Here is a 14,528-nt window from a genome sequence, read left to right on the forward strand (position 1 = left end):
TCATCATAGAGTATTTAAGCTGTAAAAACAATGATAAATAACAGGGAAGATTATATTTTTATTCAATATGTATTAATATACGTTTAATATCAACTATCTAACAATTACAGCAGTCCCATAACAAAAAACTTCTGTACCACTAGTAGTTCCACCTAAACTGCTTGAATCATATCGTATAGCTACTATAGCATTAGCACCTAACTCTTGAGCTTGGTTTATCATCTCTTGCTCAGCATGCAATCTAGCCTCTTTACAGACATTAGTATAAGAGGTATTTTTGCCACCTATTATATTTTTTAGTCCACCTAGTATTCCTTGAGTTATAGTTGGAGTTCGCACAATTATCCCTGTAACTAGACCTTTGTGTTCTATAATTTCTCTTTTACCAAGAGTATCAGCTGTAGTCAATATCATAAGATTTCCTTACATAGTTACAAGCTCTTCGGAGCTAGTAGGGTGGATAGCTATAGTATCATCAAAGTCACGCTTTGTAGCGCCCATATTGATAGCTACTGCAAATCCTTGTAGCATCTCATCAACATTTATACCAATCATATGACATCCAACAACTCTTTCATTATCACCTGTTACAACAAGCTTCATAACGGTTGGCATTCTATGACCAGAGATAGCACAATATAGAGCTGTAAAGCGAGATTTGTATATCTTTACATTACCATCACCATACTTATCTCTAGCTTCTTTTTCAGTTAATCCTACAGTACCAATAGCAGGGTGCGAGAAGATCACAGTTGGGATATATTCTAGATTAGCTTTTAGATTAGTTTCACCATTAAATAATCTACGAGCTAGATATCTACCTGTTTTGATAGCTACAGGTGTAAGTTGTGGCACGCCTGAAGCATCACCTAAAGAGTACACCCCTTTAACATTTGTTTCAGACCATTCATTAGCAGGAATTATACCTTTATCAGTAATTTCTATATCGGTGTTTTCTATACCTAAATTATGAGTATTTGGCGCGCGACCAGTTGCCCATATTAGGGTATCAACACCTTCTAAAACCTTACCTGTATCAGTAGTGATTTTTAGAGTTCTACCAGCTTTTTCAACTTTTGTAATATTTGTATGATTCATGATATTTAGGTTTGTCATTTGCATACATTCAACCAGAGCATCACTAATACAATTATCAAACTCCATCAATGGCTTATCTCTACGCACCATAACAGTTGTATCTGTACCGTGAGCATTTAGCACTCCAGCGATCTCAACACCAATATAGCCACCACCAACGATTACAGCTTTTTTTGGAGTTTCTTCTAGTTCGAAAAACTCATCAGATGTGATACCAAGTTCAGAACCTTCGATATTTTTTGGCACAATAGGGTAAGCACCTGGAGAAATAAAGATATGATCTGCTGTTAGTTCTGTACCATCATTAAGTACGATAGTTTTGTTATCTTTAAACTTACCCCAATTATTAAAATGGGTAATGTTCCATTTATCTAATAGCCTGTCATAGAAACCATGAATATTACCTATGTAAGTAGCTCTTTTTTCTTTAAGCTTTGCCCAGTTAAATCCTTTAACTTCAACGTCAAAACCATAGCCTGCGACATCATGTTTCAAAGCTTCTGCTAGATTAGCTCCATACCACATAGCTTTTTTAGGTACACAACCTCTATTTACACATGTACCACCGAGTTCACGTTTTTCGATAATTGCAACTTTTTTACCAAATTTGGCAGCCTGTACAGCAGATGCTATACCACCAGAACCACCACCTAAACTTATTACATCAAAATGATTATTACTCATTTTATTTCCTTACTATTTATTTTATTAATACAATTTTACTTATTTAGTTTGTAAATATGTAGAGTTTTAGTTACTTGTCCATTTTCATCTACTTCACCAAAACCGATTGCTTTAATCTTAAAGCTAATTGGTTTTAATTTCGTATCTTTGATAATCGCATTAAAATCTTTGTCAAAGCTATCTCTTTCTTGATCTGTTTGTAAATTAGCAGCTAATATACTTATATGAGGATTAAATTCTGCAAAAGCATTTGGTGAACCATATTTTTCAAAAGATGCTAATTTACTCGGATAGAATTTAACCCAACTTGGGGCAGGATAGTCTTTATCTCTGTACTTTGCTAAGTTACTTATTGCAGAGTTTGATAATCGCTGTAATGATTGAGAGTTTTTGATATCAAGCATTACAAAGCCACTTTTACCAGCACTAAAACCAGTAGTTTTTATATAAAATGATTTTGTATTCTTAGCAAGGTCAGCTAATTGAATCTCAATATCATTAAGATATTTGCTTTGAAAACTTGTTAAATACAATGTCAAATGTACTGGATGATTTTTGATAAACGGAGTAGTCTTGTATTTTTCTAGTACATTTGTTTTAGCTAAAGAATCATCAAATTCTTTAACATATTTATCAGCTGTAGTATCTGGGATTAGATAAACATTATACTGTTTGAAACTCTCTGCAAAGCTATCTAGTGTGATAAACAGAAATGCAAATAAAATAAATAACTTATAAAATAATTTATCTTTCATTAATATTCCTCGAGTTGATTTATAAGTATATTAAACGATTCTATAATATCAGTTTCTCCGGTATCAATTCTAATAATGTCTTCTTTCCATGATTGATAATCTCTATTTACAACATCTTGCCAAGTAGGGTACTTGTTTGGGTTTGATTTATATCTAGTTTCTATTCTATTTTGATGAGCTTGTATATCGCTACAGATAATTTCTATATTTATAACTTTTGTATCATTTATCTCTGATAATGAGTTCCATAATTCTCGAGACTCTAAGATAGGATTGCAACAATCTATAATTACACTTTTACCAAGCTCAAGGTTTTCCTTAGCTTGATAATAAACTATTTCATAGCCTTGTTTATTTAGCTCTTGCGAATATGCTTTTTTGAGATAGTACTCAACAGTATCTACTCTGAAGTAGGCTACATTAGTCAGAGCCTGAGTTAGTTGCTTAGCTAAAGTTGTTTTGCCTACTCCTGGCAAACCTGAGAATATATAAATATAGTACATTGTTATAAACTTCCACCACCGTCAACACAAATAACTTGTCCTGTGATAAAAGATGCTTCATTTGATAATAAGAAAGCTATTGTTGCAGCTATTTCTTCAGGCTTCCCTATGCGCATCATAGGAATAGAATCTAAAACTTCTTTTTCTTCACTACTACCAATAGGTCTAGTTTTTCTAAATAATTCAGTATCTACTGGACCCGGAGCTATAGCATTTACACATATCCCATACTTAGCAAGCTCTAGAGCCCAGGTTTTAGTACATCCAACTAAAGCAGATTTTGCAGCGGAATAACTTGTACGATTTTTAACTCCAAAGATAGCTCTACTTGCAATATTAACAATTTTGCATTGTTCTTTTAATTTCATTTTTTCAATAAAAAACTGTGATACTTGCACAGCACTTCTAACATTTAAATTATAGACGTCATTAAGTGCTGAAATAGAAATTTTTCCAAATGGTTCTGGAATAGCTATTCCAACATTATTAATAATTGCATCCGGACATCCGTGAATCTCATTTATTTGAATGAGTGTAGAGGCAGTTTGTTCTTCATTAGCCAAGTCACATAAAAACAACTCTCCGGGAAAATTATCAATATATGATCTCGCTATTCCAATAACTTGCCACCCTTGATTATTTAAATATAAGCTTGTAGCTAATCCAATTCCTTTTGTGGCACCTGTGATTAAAACAGTTCTATTAAGCATTTTGAGAGCTCCTTGATAGATTAAATCTCATAATCATAACTAATAGTTAGCGGAGCATGATCTGAGAACCAATTTTCTTTGTAGACATAATCAGACTTTGGCACAACCTTATCTTTTAGAGCAGGTGTTGAAATATGATAGTCAATTCTCCAACCGACATTGTTTGCACGCGCTTGACCACGGTTTGACCACCAAGTATATTGTAACGGCTCATGATTAATCACTCGGAAAGTATCAACCCAACCCAAATCATCAAAAATATGATCTAACCAAGCTTGCTCTTCTGGCAATACCCCAGATGTCTTACCATAATTAGATTTCCAGTTTTTGATATCTATCTCTTTATGCACAATATTAAAATCACCACAAACTATAAAATCTCTACCAGATTCTGCTTGTTCTTTTAATATTTTTTTATATTTTTCAAGAAACTGCATTTTATACTCTTGGCGAATATCTCCACTAGAACCACTAGGTAGATATAGGCTGGCAATACTAAATTTTTCATAGTCAAATTGAATATATCTTCCTTCGTCATCAGCCCAATCTAATCCAAGCTCTTTGATTACCTTTAGAGGCTTTTTCTTAGCATAAATAGCTGTACCACTGTAGCCTTTTTTTACAGCATCTTTAAAATCATAGTAATAGCCATCTGGGAAATGCTGTTCATCTTTTTCTATCTGATGAAATTGCGCTTTTGTTTCTTGTATACACAAAAAATCAATATCTTGAGTTTTAAACCACTCCCAAAATCCTTTACGAGCAGCTGCGCGTATACCATTAGCATTGAATGTCATTACTTTTATCATCAGATTATTATTAAGTTTTAAGATTTATTTAGACATTTTAGCATTTTAGACCTAGTGGTGTAATAGTAAATACTTATTGAGTCAATAAATGTTTTTGATAGTAAATATTCTTATAGTACAAGTTTTATATTGCTATAATTACCTAATCATAAAAAATTGAATTATCATTATGTCTAACTATATTTCCAAACAGAAAATCAAAGTAAGTCAATCATCAACAGGTGAAGATATTCATGTAGAGAAAATAATTATCAAAGGTTCTGATTCATCAGCACCAAGTGTATATATGCAAGCAAGTATGCACGCTTCAGAATTACAAGGAAATGCTGTAATGATAGAGCTTTTAGAGTATTTCAAAAAGCATCAGCCAAAAGGCGATGTTTATCTAATCCCTCAATGCAACCCTATCGGTAAAGATGTATTTATAGGAGCAGGGCACCAAGGTAGATTTGATTCTGCAACAGGAGATAATTTTAATAGATACTATTTCTACCCATCTATTGATTACTCAGCATTTGTCAAAGAACATATCAACTCTACTACAGCGGAGTATAAGCAAGCTTTTGAAAATCTTTTACAGCAAGAATTAGATAAAGAACTAGCAAATGAGTGGGAGCTATCTAGAGCTAAAAGATTAAATCTTCTAGTCCAAAGAGAAGCCCAAAAGGCAGATTATGTCCTTGATTTACATACTGATACAGATGCGACTACATACTTATATACGGCAGATTTTGCTAGACAAACAGCAGAAAAATTTGGCTATAAAGATATGCTAATTATTGATAATGATAAAGCTGGTGGTGCTCTTGATGAAGCTACATTTTGTCCATGGTGGCACTTATCTCAAGAGTTTAAAAAACAAGGTAGAGATGAAAAAATACTAAAAGAGGGCTATACACTTGAATTAGGTTCTGAGGAATATATAAATTTTGCTAATGCTAAAATGCAAACTCAAGGCATCCTTAATTACCTGAAACATAAAGATATTATTGAATCACCTTTTGATGCAAATTTATTGAATACTGATATTAGACATCATGTCTATGGAGCTAACTATAAACACCTAAAAGCAATTGAAGGTGGATTATATGAATGGTTTATAAAGCCAGGTGATATTTTCAAAGCTGGAGATGTAATTGGTCAATATATTCAGACATCTACCATGCAAAAGAAAGACTTAATTCTACCTTATGGTGGTGTTGTAATTAGTATTCATAATACTGGTGCAGTCTGTCAAGGAAGCCAATTGATTAACTTGGCTATTATCTAATTATTACTGGCAAAATATATGAAAAAAATATTGTTAATTAATGGTAAAAAGGAATTTGGGCACTCGAAAGGTGCTTTGAATCAATATCTAAATGATATCGCTGAAAAGCACCTTAAAAGCTCTGGTCATGATGTCAAAGTTACAGTAATTGACGATGGTTATGATATAGATGAGGAAATTCAAAAGTGGCTTTGGGCTGATACAGTGATTTATCAAATGCCAGGTTGGTGGATGGGTCCACCTTGGATTGTTAAAAAATATATCGATGAAGTATTCACCACAGGTCATGGTGTTATGTATGCTAGTGATGGTCGATCTAGACATGATGCTAGCAAAAAATATGGTTCTGGTGGTTTACTTCAGGGTAAAACATATATGTTCTCATTAACATGGAATGCTCCATTAGAGGCTTTTGTGGAGAAAGATCAGCTTTTTGAAGGTGTTGGAGTTGATGGGGTATACCTACACTTTCATAAAGCTCATAAATTCATAGGTATGAAAGGATTACCAACATTTATTGCAAACGATGTTATTAAAGATCCTAAAATTGAGGAGTATGCTGAGAATTATAAAAACCATCTAGATAAAGTTTTTAACAAATAGGAAAACGTTATGAAAAAAGTATTAATGGTTACAACTAGTCATAGCAAAATGGGTGATTTGAATGAAAAAACTGGATTATGGCTATCAGAGCTTACTCACCCATATTACAGTATTCTTGATGAAAATATCATAATTGATATTGTGTCAATTACTGGTGGAGAAATCCCTATTGATCCTAATAGTGTTGCTGAAAAAGATCTTTTAAATGATAGGTTTTTAGCCGATGATAATTTGAAAAATATTATAAAAAATAGCACTAGTCTCAGAGATGTAAATATCAAAGAATATGATGCAATAATATTTGCTGGTGGACATGGGACAATGTGGGATTTCCCAAATGATTCTAATGTACAGAATAAGATTTTAGATGTTTATTCTAGAAATGGAGTAGTTGGTGCAATATGTCATGGTGTAGCAGCTCTGATAAATGTTAAAGATAATGACAGGAAAAATATTATTAGAGATAAAGAAGTAACCGGCTTTAGTAATAATGAAGAAAAAATCGTCGGTTTGACTAATGTTATGCCTTTTTCTCTAGAGGATAGTTTAGTCAAAGCTGGTGCTAAATATAGTAGTGCTTTGGAGTGGCAATCTTGTGTGAAAACTGATAGTAAAATTATTACTGCGCAAAATCCTCAATCAGCTACAGACTTTGGTAAACAGATAAAACAGACATTAATTAATAACTAATAATTTTCCTATTTATCTAACTACTCTGCAAGAATCATTACAGGTGCAGCATATGAAACATTATGAGAAAAACCACTTATTGGGTGTAAACTACCACCAAAACCTAAGTTTGCTAGACTAAACATAACTACTACTGATAGAATTAACTTTTTCATTTTTATACCTTTTAATATTTTGATTTATTTTCTGAGAGTATTATGACAAAGAATTGTTTTAATGTTAAATATATAGATTTTATACTAGTTATAAGTTTTACTTATATCTTATTTTTTGCAATAAATTGCTATGCTACGAGGAGTATATATACCAAAAGTGGCCCATGCTATGATCAAATCTGAAGTTGTTTGCTCAGCATCAACTTTGTATATATTGTTACGACCATTACATATTTTACTGGCATTTATATCTGTTGATGGTCCCATACCTAACAAGAAGGTATCTTTTTTATAATAAGTAGGCTTTTCTAATACTTGTTTAGGCTTTTCAAAATTTACAGTTTGTGTTGCACAGCCAGCTAGTATTATATATATGGTAAAAGTTATAATCTTCTTCATAAGGGCTACCCACAGTAAACATAAGTATGTCGAGGAGTTATTATACCTAAGGTTATCAATGATATTAGTCCATCCCACAGAAAAGGTTTTGTAAAAGTGACTTTTGCAACTTTCTCTTGATGTCCACCACATATATCAGCAGGAGTTACCTCTGATGTTTGTCCCAATCCACCTAGTATATAGATATTAGAAACTTTACCAATAATTGGTTGCTTATCTGGAGGAAGATTTTTGAAAGTAACGCTCTGATCAGCACAATTAGAAAGTAATAAAATACTGAATCCTATCAGAAATATCCGAAAATATTGTAGAATGCAGTGTCTCATTTGTATCAATAAAAGTATTTATAATAAGGAAAATTGAGACTCTTCCTTAGTTTCTTTTTTCTCTTGTGAGTTACGTCTAGCTTTAACTGCATCGGCTAACATTTCAAGCATTTTGATTGTTTCATCAAAATCAACACACTTATCTGTTACACTTTGTCCATAAGTTAGAGGTTTATTATTAATATCTTGATTTCCAGCTACAAGGTTACTTTCAATCATTATTCCAAATACATCATTACTAGTCTTAATTTGCTCACAAATATCTTCTAATACTGCGATTTGCTTAGTATGATCTTTTTTGCTGTTACCATGACTACAGTCAATCATAACTTTAGTATCAATTTCAGATTTTTTCAACTTTTCGATACAGTCATCAACATGCTCTTTGCTGAAGTTAGGTCCTGATGCTCCACCACGAAGAATTATATGACCGTTTTGATTGCCTTTAGTAGCAAAGATAGCTGTAGAGCCAGATTTTGTGGTACTCAAGAAATGATGAGGGTAAGTGGCTGATTTAATTGCATCAACAGCTACCTGAATATCTCCGTTTGTAGCATTCTTGAAACCAATAGAAGCAGAAAGACCTGAAGCAAGTTCTCTATGAACTTGGCTCTCAACAGTTCTAGCCCCAATAGCGCCCCAAGTGATAAGTTCTGCAAAATATTGAGGAGTAATTACATCTAAGAACTCTGTCCCACAAGGTAAGCCCATATTCGTAATTTCCGACAGCAAAGTACGTGCCATGCGAAGACCCTTATTGATATTATAAGAGTTATCAAGATCTGGATCATTAACTAGTCCTTTCCAACCTATAGTTGTACGAGGTTTTTCAAAGTACACTCGCATAATGATAAGGATTTCTTTTTGAAATTTTTTGACTTGTTCTTTTAGCTTTTTAGCATATTCTACGGCAGCTTCTGTGTCATGAATAGAGCAAGGTCCAACTATAACAGCAACTCTATCATCCTTACCATGAATAATTTCCGCCATTTCTTTACGAGACTTTTTGACAGTTTCATAAGAAGTCTTTAAAAGAGGTATATCTTGGATTAGAACTTCCGCTGGAATCAATACTTTTTCCTTTTTAATATTTATATTTGAGACTTTATCAAAGTTTTTATCACCTATCATTTAGAGATTTCCTTATAATTTTTATTCTTATTTTCTTTTACCAAAAAGACCTGGCATATTTCCCATACCTTGCATAGCAGACATACGTTTCATCATATTAGCCATACCTCCTTTTTTACCAACTACACTTTTCATCATTTTTTTCATTTGTGTATGTTGTTGTAGAAGTTTGTTAAGGTCTTGTATTGTTGTTCCAGATCCTTTAATGATTCTTTGTTTTCTACTGTGTTTAATTAATTCAGGTTTCTTACGCTCAAGTGGAGTCATTGAGTCTATCATAGCTTCAATTTTTTTGAACATTTCATCACCAACATTACCCGGCATATTTGCTGGCATATTTGGTAATTTAGACATGATTGAGCCAACACCACCCATACTTTTCATCTGTTGGATTTGGCCTTTAAAGTCTTCTAAGTCAAAGTTTTTACCACTTTTAAGCTTCTTAGTTAATTTTTCAGCAGATTTTTTTTCTGTTTTTTGCTCAATACTTTCAATCAAACTAAGAACATCACCCATTCCTAGTATTTTAGAAGCTACTCTATCTGGGTGGAATGGCTCTAATGCGTCTGTTTTTTCTCCAGTACCTAAAAACTTAATTGGCTTACCTGTAATTTCTCTAATTGAAAGAGCAGCACCACCTCTAGCATCACCATCAGTCTTTGTAAGAATAACACCTGTTAACTCTAAAGCATCATTGAATGCTTTGGCAGTAACAGCAGCATCTTGACCTGTCATACTATCTACAGTGAAGAATGTCTCTATTGGATTTGCAATTTTATGGATTTGTTTTATTTCATCCATCATATTACTATCAATATGCAATCTACCAGCAGTATCTATTATCAGAACATCTATTAATTTTGTTTTAGCAGTTTTAATAGCTTCTGTAACAATATAGTCAGGTTTCTGAGATACATCAGATTCAAAAAAATCTATGTTTAAACTATTTGCAAGAGTTCTTAATTGATCAATAGCAGCAGGGCGGTAAATATCGGCACTGACTACCATTACTTTTTTCTTGTGTTGCTCTTTTAAATATTTAGCAAGCTTAGCTGTAGATGTTGTTTTACCAGCACCTTGTAAACCAGCCATTAGTATCACAGCAGGAGGCTGTGTTTTTAAGTTAATGGGTACAGCTTCTTCACCTAATGCTTTTTCTATTTCTTTCTTTACAAATGAAATGAATGTTTGGTCTGGTGTAAGGCTTTTTTTAACTTCTTCACCTATGGCTCTTTCTTTTATATTTTCTATAAATTTTTTGACCACTGGTAACGCAACATCTGCCTCCAAAAGAGAAACCCTGATGTCACGCAAGGCTGACTGTATATTTTCTTCTGTTAAAGACGTTTGTCCTTTTATCTTCTTAAATGAAGACTGTAATTTATCTGATAAACTAGTAAACATATTTCAATAAGTTTTCAGCTCTTATGAGCACAATTATCACAATAGAGAAAATATTAACATTTTTAGAATAAATATACTATCTAACAGACTATACTAAGAGCTATTATTAGGAATAATATTAAACATATAAGTATGTAAGTGTAATTTTTTGCTTTGATAAAAAAGATAAGTTCTAAAAGAATCCTTAAAACTGGCGTTACTATTATCAAAAATATTCCAAAATTAACGATATTTTTTGCAATTTCGCGACTTCCAAAAATAGCATCTATAGCACCTAGACAGATTATAAAAACAGCTAATGATAGATTTAATTTTATAACACGATATACGACATTATCTTTGATCATATAAATCCTTTAATTATCATTTGTAATGCTGAAATAAATAAAACTATAAAAAATGTAAGTCTTAAAACTCTTGTTGAAATATGAGGCATAATTTTAGAGCCTATAGTAGCCCCTAATAAAGTACCTAAAGCAACAGGAGCCGTTATAGAACTATCAATATATCCTGCAAAATAATACGTTGAAGTTGCCGCAAATGCAGTAATACCCATAATGAAATTACTAGTAGATGCACTAACTTTAAAAGGTATTTTCATAACTTTATCCATAGCAATTACTTTAAAAATACCAGCACCAATGCCCAGCAACCCCCCAATAAACCCAGCTCCAGACATAAATATAAAACCAAGTATAGGATGTTGGACACTATATTGATGCTTTATTTTATCTACAGCAAACGAGTCATTAAGTTGAAGTTTTTCAGCAATGATCGATACTTTGGTAGTCTTTTGAATAAAATTATTATTTTGTTTCTTTTTTATAAAACTCAAAACCGCCACTACAAATAAAATTCCACCAAATATAAGAAATAATGCTTGTGATTTTAGTGTTAGGGCTAGTTTAGCACCAAAAATAGCTCCTATAGCAGTTGCTAATGCTAAAAATAACCCTAGTTTTTCTTTGGTTAATCCATGAGATTTTAAAGAAACAAGAGATGTTGCAGTTGATGTACAGATTATAGCTACTAAAGATGCTCCTATAGCATAATGAAGAGGTACATCTAATACAGTTGATAGTAGAGGAGTTATTACCAAAGCTCCTCCAATACCGATGATAGCACCTATGCCGCCTCCTAAGACAGCTACTACAAATATTACTAGCTCAAAGAAAAAGAATTTTTCCACTATGGAATGCTTAAATATTGGAATTTTGATAATAAATTATAACCTTTTAATAACTATTTTTCAAAAGATTTGAGTTTTTAAATAATTCCTTTTAAAATAGATGCTGTTTTGTGTAACTATTAAAAAGTAATTTAACCGGAGATGAGGCCAATATGGCAAAAGAAGATTGTATAGAAATGGAAGGAGTCGTTTTAGAAGCTCTTCCAAACACAATGTTTAGGGTAGAACTTGAGAATGGGCATGTTGTAACAGCCCATATCTCGGGTAAAATGAGAAAAAACTATATTCGTATATTAACTGGAGATAAGGTAGTAGTTGAAATAACTCCTTATGACTTAACTAAAGGTCGTATTAAGTTCCGTAGTAAATAATCCTCTTTATTTGATCTAGTCACTCATTAAGCTTTATAGAAATTATAAGACCATATTCTCTAATACTAGAAGAATAGGGGTTATGATTGTCATTGTTAGGCCAATAGTTATAGCTAATGGAACTATTTTATTACCATAATTATTTCTGAGGATTGGTAAGCAGAAATCCATAGCTGTATTAGCAGCATATCCGACCATCTCTACAGAAAAATATCGTTTGAGTAATGGTACCATCGCGATTACTAGTATTTCTCGTAAGAAATCAACCATAAATGTTATCATCCCATAATATTCACCAATGAAGTCAGTATTTAAGACAACTGATAAAGAGTACCAGCCCAAGCCTGAGCTGATCATGATACTTTGTTTGACTGGTATATTAATCATATAACTGATCAAAATAGCTGAAATTATCGATGTTGCAATTACTATAACAACCACGGACATAGCTAATTTATTTTTAAAGAGACTTATAAGTGATATATTTTCAAATCTTAATAAACCACCAATAATCAGCATAAGAAGTAATAACATTACAAATACAATGTCGTTTATAAGTGAAGTAATATTTATGTTAATAATTTCACCTAGTACATAACCTATAACTAAATATATTAGATACTTGCTTGCTTTGAGGATTGTAATAAATAGATTTTCTTTAGCTTGACTTATGTTATCAGATACAAAGTGAGCTTTTATACTAGGATCTTTCTTACAAAAAACAAAAATCCCTAATATATTAACAACTGTAATAATTGTAATATATATCAAACTTATACCTATAACTTCTAGAACTATAGTATTTGTATTAGTAAATATACTAAAATTATAACCTAGTAAAAAAATTATAGAAATTACAATAATGTCTAATGATAAGTTTATAAGTCTTATAACTTTTAATGATTGTGAGAAATTAAAAATATAATAGCCAATAATTAGGAATATAAAGAGAATTAATGATTCAAGCATTAGATATTTTTAAGTTTGATCTTTCTATAAACCATGAATAATACTACAGGAAGAATTGATAGTACAAAACATATTGATAACATTTGAATAAATTCAAAAGGATTTTGATATAAATTATCAGGCGGAATAAAACCAACTATTACACAAGAGATTGTTCCTACAATACCTAAAACACATACAAAAGCCATACCAAATTTACCGCACGGGATATTAAAGTCCTCTGTATTCTTCATAGATTCTTTACTCGATAACTTTAGCTTCAGTGCTGCAAAGAACATCATTAGGTACATCAAAGAGTAAATTTGTGTACTTAGAGCAGTAAGAAGCCAATAATAAGCCTGAACTGATGGTACAAGCTCTAGCAGAAGACATATTATTGTCATAATAACTGCTTGTAATATAAGGATACCACTTGGTACATCATGCTTATTAGTTTTGTCTAAAGCATCAGGCAAAAAATGATCGTCTGCAGCTTGTAACAAACCTCGAGCAGGTGAAATCATCCAATTGATCATCGATCCTATAGAACCTATGAAGATCATTAATCCTAGAACATAATAGAAAAACATAGGTATGCCTAAGCTTTCTAGATAAACTTTAAAAGTCTTAATTGTTCCATGTACAACATCTATTTCAGATTGAGGGAATATCATTGCTACAGCCAAAGCACCTAATACCATCGTAATTACAATGAAAACCACTGAAATTAATAGAGCTAATGGAAATGTTTTTTTAGGGTTTGCAACATTTCTTATGTGAACTGTTGCTAATTCAAGTCCTAAAAAAGAAGCAATTATTGCTGTCAACCCCATCCAAGACTCGGTAGATGTAAAGCTAGGGATTAAATTACCTAATTCAAAATGAATGTTTATAGTATAGCTATTTAATAACCATATTAATGCGAAAATAACCATAAGCAGCATAGGTACCACCATACCAAAAAATGTACAGGCGCTTGCAAAAATCGCAGAAACACGTAAACCTTTAAGATTTAGAATAGTCAAAGACCAAAAAACTACTGTAATAAAAATAATAGTAAATTTAATATTCTGTGCTAGATCAGGATTGAATATATATGCAATAGTTCCTGCAATAAATGTTAGTATACTTGGGAACCATATTAAAGTATTGATCCATTGGAACCATATTGCTAACATTGCTATATTCGGACCAAAGGCTTTTTTTACCCAACCATACACACCTTCCTCACCCTTGGCAGTATATGTTGCTGTCATTTCCGCTGATACTAAAGCTACAGGAGCTAGAAACAAAAATACTGCGACAATAAAAAAGAAAAATATATAAGTTCCTGAAGTAGCAGTAGAAGGAAGGTTTCTTATATTATCAATTGCTCCTGTCATTAATAATATAAGCAGAATTAAACCAATTTTTTCTTTTCCGGTTGAGTTTGATACCATGGGTTATATATGAACAAATTATACGATAGATTTATATTAACCTA

General features: G+C 32.1%; 19 protein-coding genes. 4 read left to right on the forward strand and 15 right to left on the reverse strand.

The genetic code is table 11. From position 1 onward, the window contains the following. Nucleotides 1–93: 93 nt before the first annotated feature. Genes F0R75_RS03815 through F0R75_RS03840 form a run of 6 tightly spaced genes read right to left on the reverse strand, consistent with a single transcriptional unit; the run spans nucleotide 94 to nucleotide 4,559 of the window. On the reverse strand, nucleotides 94–414 hold the full coding sequence (locus F0R75_RS03815; RefSeq protein ID WP_149368270.1) for a YbjQ family protein: 321 nt from the start codon (nucleotides 412–414) through the stop codon (nucleotides 94–96). Nucleotides 415–423: 9 nt separating this feature from the next. Continuing rightward, nucleotides 424–1,782: a glutathione-disulfide reductase gene (gorA, locus tag F0R75_RS03820; RefSeq protein WP_149368269.1), complete on the reverse strand. Its 1,359-nt coding sequence runs from the start codon at nucleotides 1,780–1,782 to the stop codon at nucleotides 424–426. A 35-nt stretch (nucleotides 1,783–1,817) separates the two neighbouring features. Further along, a complete protein-coding gene (locus F0R75_RS03825; protein ID WP_149368268.1) occupies nucleotides 1,818–2,537 on the reverse strand; it encodes a 2'-5' RNA ligase family protein in 720 nt (239 codons plus the stop codon). Next, nucleotides 2,537–3,040, reverse strand: a complete 504-nt coding sequence (locus F0R75_RS03830; protein ID WP_149368267.1) for a P-loop nucleotide/nucleoside kinase family protein — start codon at nucleotides 3,038–3,040, stop codon at nucleotides 2,537–2,539. Before F0R75_RS03830 ends, F0R75_RS03825 begins: the two co-directional genes overlap by 1 nt. Nucleotides 3,041–3,042: 2 nt before the next feature. Further along, entirely contained in the window at nucleotides 3,043–3,750 is a 708-nt protein-coding gene (locus tag F0R75_RS03835) for an SDR family oxidoreductase (protein WP_146421400.1), read from the reverse strand. Between the two features lie 20 nt (nucleotides 3,751–3,770). Then, nucleotides 3,771–4,559: an exodeoxyribonuclease III gene (locus F0R75_RS03840; protein WP_149368266.1), complete on the reverse strand. Its 789-nt coding sequence runs from the start codon at nucleotides 4,557–4,559 to the stop codon at nucleotides 3,771–3,773. A gap of 169 nt (nucleotides 4,560–4,728) precedes the next feature. On the opposite strand from F0R75_RS03840, the gene F0R75_RS03845 reads away from it, so the two are divergent. Genes F0R75_RS03845 through F0R75_RS03855 form a run of 3 tightly spaced genes read left to right on the forward strand, consistent with a single transcriptional unit; the run spans nucleotide 4,729 to nucleotide 7,122 of the window. Beyond that, nucleotides 4,729–5,829, forward strand: a complete 1,101-nt coding sequence (locus F0R75_RS03845; protein ID WP_149368265.1) for a M14 family zinc carboxypeptidase — start codon at nucleotides 4,729–4,731, stop codon at nucleotides 5,827–5,829. A gap of 18 nt (nucleotides 5,830–5,847) precedes the next feature. After that, on the forward strand, nucleotides 5,848–6,432 hold the full coding sequence (locus F0R75_RS03850) for an NAD(P)H-dependent oxidoreductase (RefSeq protein WP_149368264.1): 585 nt from the start codon (nucleotides 5,848–5,850) through the stop codon (nucleotides 6,430–6,432). Nucleotides 6,433–6,456: 24 nt separating this feature from the next. Beyond that, complete coding sequence (locus F0R75_RS03855) at nucleotides 6,457–7,122, forward strand: type 1 glutamine amidotransferase domain-containing protein (protein ID WP_149369201.1); 666 nt, start codon at nucleotides 6,457–6,459, stop codon at nucleotides 7,120–7,122. A gap of 20 nt (nucleotides 7,123–7,142) precedes the next feature. Here the strand turns inward: F0R75_RS03855 and F0R75_RS10285 are convergent, their stop codons facing one another. The 7 genes from F0R75_RS10285 to F0R75_RS03885 form a co-directional block, all read right to left on the reverse strand. Continuing rightward, the gene (locus F0R75_RS10285) at nucleotides 7,143–7,277 is read right to left on the reverse strand and encodes a hypothetical protein (RefSeq protein WP_013923104.1); all 135 of its coding nucleotides are present in this window, start codon (nucleotides 7,275–7,277) and stop codon (nucleotides 7,143–7,145) included. A 108-nt stretch (nucleotides 7,278–7,385) separates the two neighbouring features. Beyond that, nucleotides 7,386–7,676 (reverse strand): Bor/Iss family lipoprotein, encoded by a 291-nt coding sequence (locus tag F0R75_RS03860; protein WP_149368263.1) that lies wholly within the window; start codon nucleotides 7,674–7,676, stop codon nucleotides 7,386–7,388. Nucleotides 7,677–7,681: 5 nt separating this feature from the next. Beyond that, nucleotides 7,682–8,002, reverse strand: coding sequence for a Bor/Iss family lipoprotein (locus F0R75_RS03865; RefSeq protein WP_149368262.1), 321 nt, complete (start codon nucleotides 8,000–8,002; stop codon nucleotides 7,682–7,684). Nucleotides 8,003–8,020: 18 nt separating this feature from the next. Further along, the gene (locus F0R75_RS03870) at nucleotides 8,021–9,133 is read right to left on the reverse strand and encodes a 3-deoxy-7-phosphoheptulonate synthase (RefSeq protein WP_149368261.1); all 1,113 of its coding nucleotides are present in this window, start codon (nucleotides 9,131–9,133) and stop codon (nucleotides 8,021–8,023) included. Between the two features lie 27 nt (nucleotides 9,134–9,160). Continuing rightward, on the reverse strand, nucleotides 9,161–10,537 hold the full coding sequence (gene ffh / locus F0R75_RS03875; protein WP_041263745.1) for a signal recognition particle protein: 1,377 nt from the start codon (nucleotides 10,535–10,537) through the stop codon (nucleotides 9,161–9,163). A gap of 80 nt (nucleotides 10,538–10,617) precedes the next feature. After that, complete coding sequence (locus F0R75_RS03880) at nucleotides 10,618–10,884, reverse strand: DUF1634 domain-containing protein (protein WP_149368260.1); 267 nt, start codon at nucleotides 10,882–10,884, stop codon at nucleotides 10,618–10,620. Beyond that, a complete protein-coding gene (locus F0R75_RS03885; protein WP_146421391.1) occupies nucleotides 10,881–11,726 on the reverse strand; it encodes a sulfite exporter TauE/SafE family protein in 846 nt (281 codons plus the stop codon). Before F0R75_RS03885 ends, F0R75_RS03880 begins: the two co-directional genes overlap by 4 nt. A gap of 152 nt (nucleotides 11,727–11,878) precedes the next feature. Between F0R75_RS03885 and infA the strand changes: the two genes are divergently transcribed. Continuing rightward, complete coding sequence (infA, locus tag F0R75_RS03890; RefSeq protein WP_004287780.1) at nucleotides 11,879–12,097, forward strand: translation initiation factor IF-1; 219 nt, start codon at nucleotides 11,879–11,881, stop codon at nucleotides 12,095–12,097. 42 nt (nucleotides 12,098–12,139) lie between these two features. Here infA and F0R75_RS03895 read toward each other — a convergent pair whose 3' ends face one another. Together F0R75_RS03895 and F0R75_RS03900 are read right to left on the reverse strand one after the other, a co-directional pair. Continuing rightward, on the reverse strand, nucleotides 12,140–13,066 hold the full coding sequence (locus F0R75_RS03895; protein ID WP_149368259.1) for a LysO family transporter: 927 nt from the start codon (nucleotides 13,064–13,066) through the stop codon (nucleotides 12,140–12,142). Beyond that, nucleotides 13,066–14,484 (reverse strand): APC family permease, encoded by a 1,419-nt coding sequence (locus F0R75_RS03900; protein WP_149377205.1) that lies wholly within the window; start codon nucleotides 14,482–14,484, stop codon nucleotides 13,066–13,068. The genes F0R75_RS03895 and F0R75_RS03900 overlap by 1 nt, the downstream gene beginning before the upstream one ends. Nucleotides 14,485–14,528: the final 44 nt, after the last annotated feature.

The sequence above is a fragment of the Francisella marina genome (genome assembly GCF_008369785.1).
GTDB lineage: Bacteria > Pseudomonadota > Gammaproteobacteria > Francisellales > Francisellaceae > Francisella > Francisella salimarina.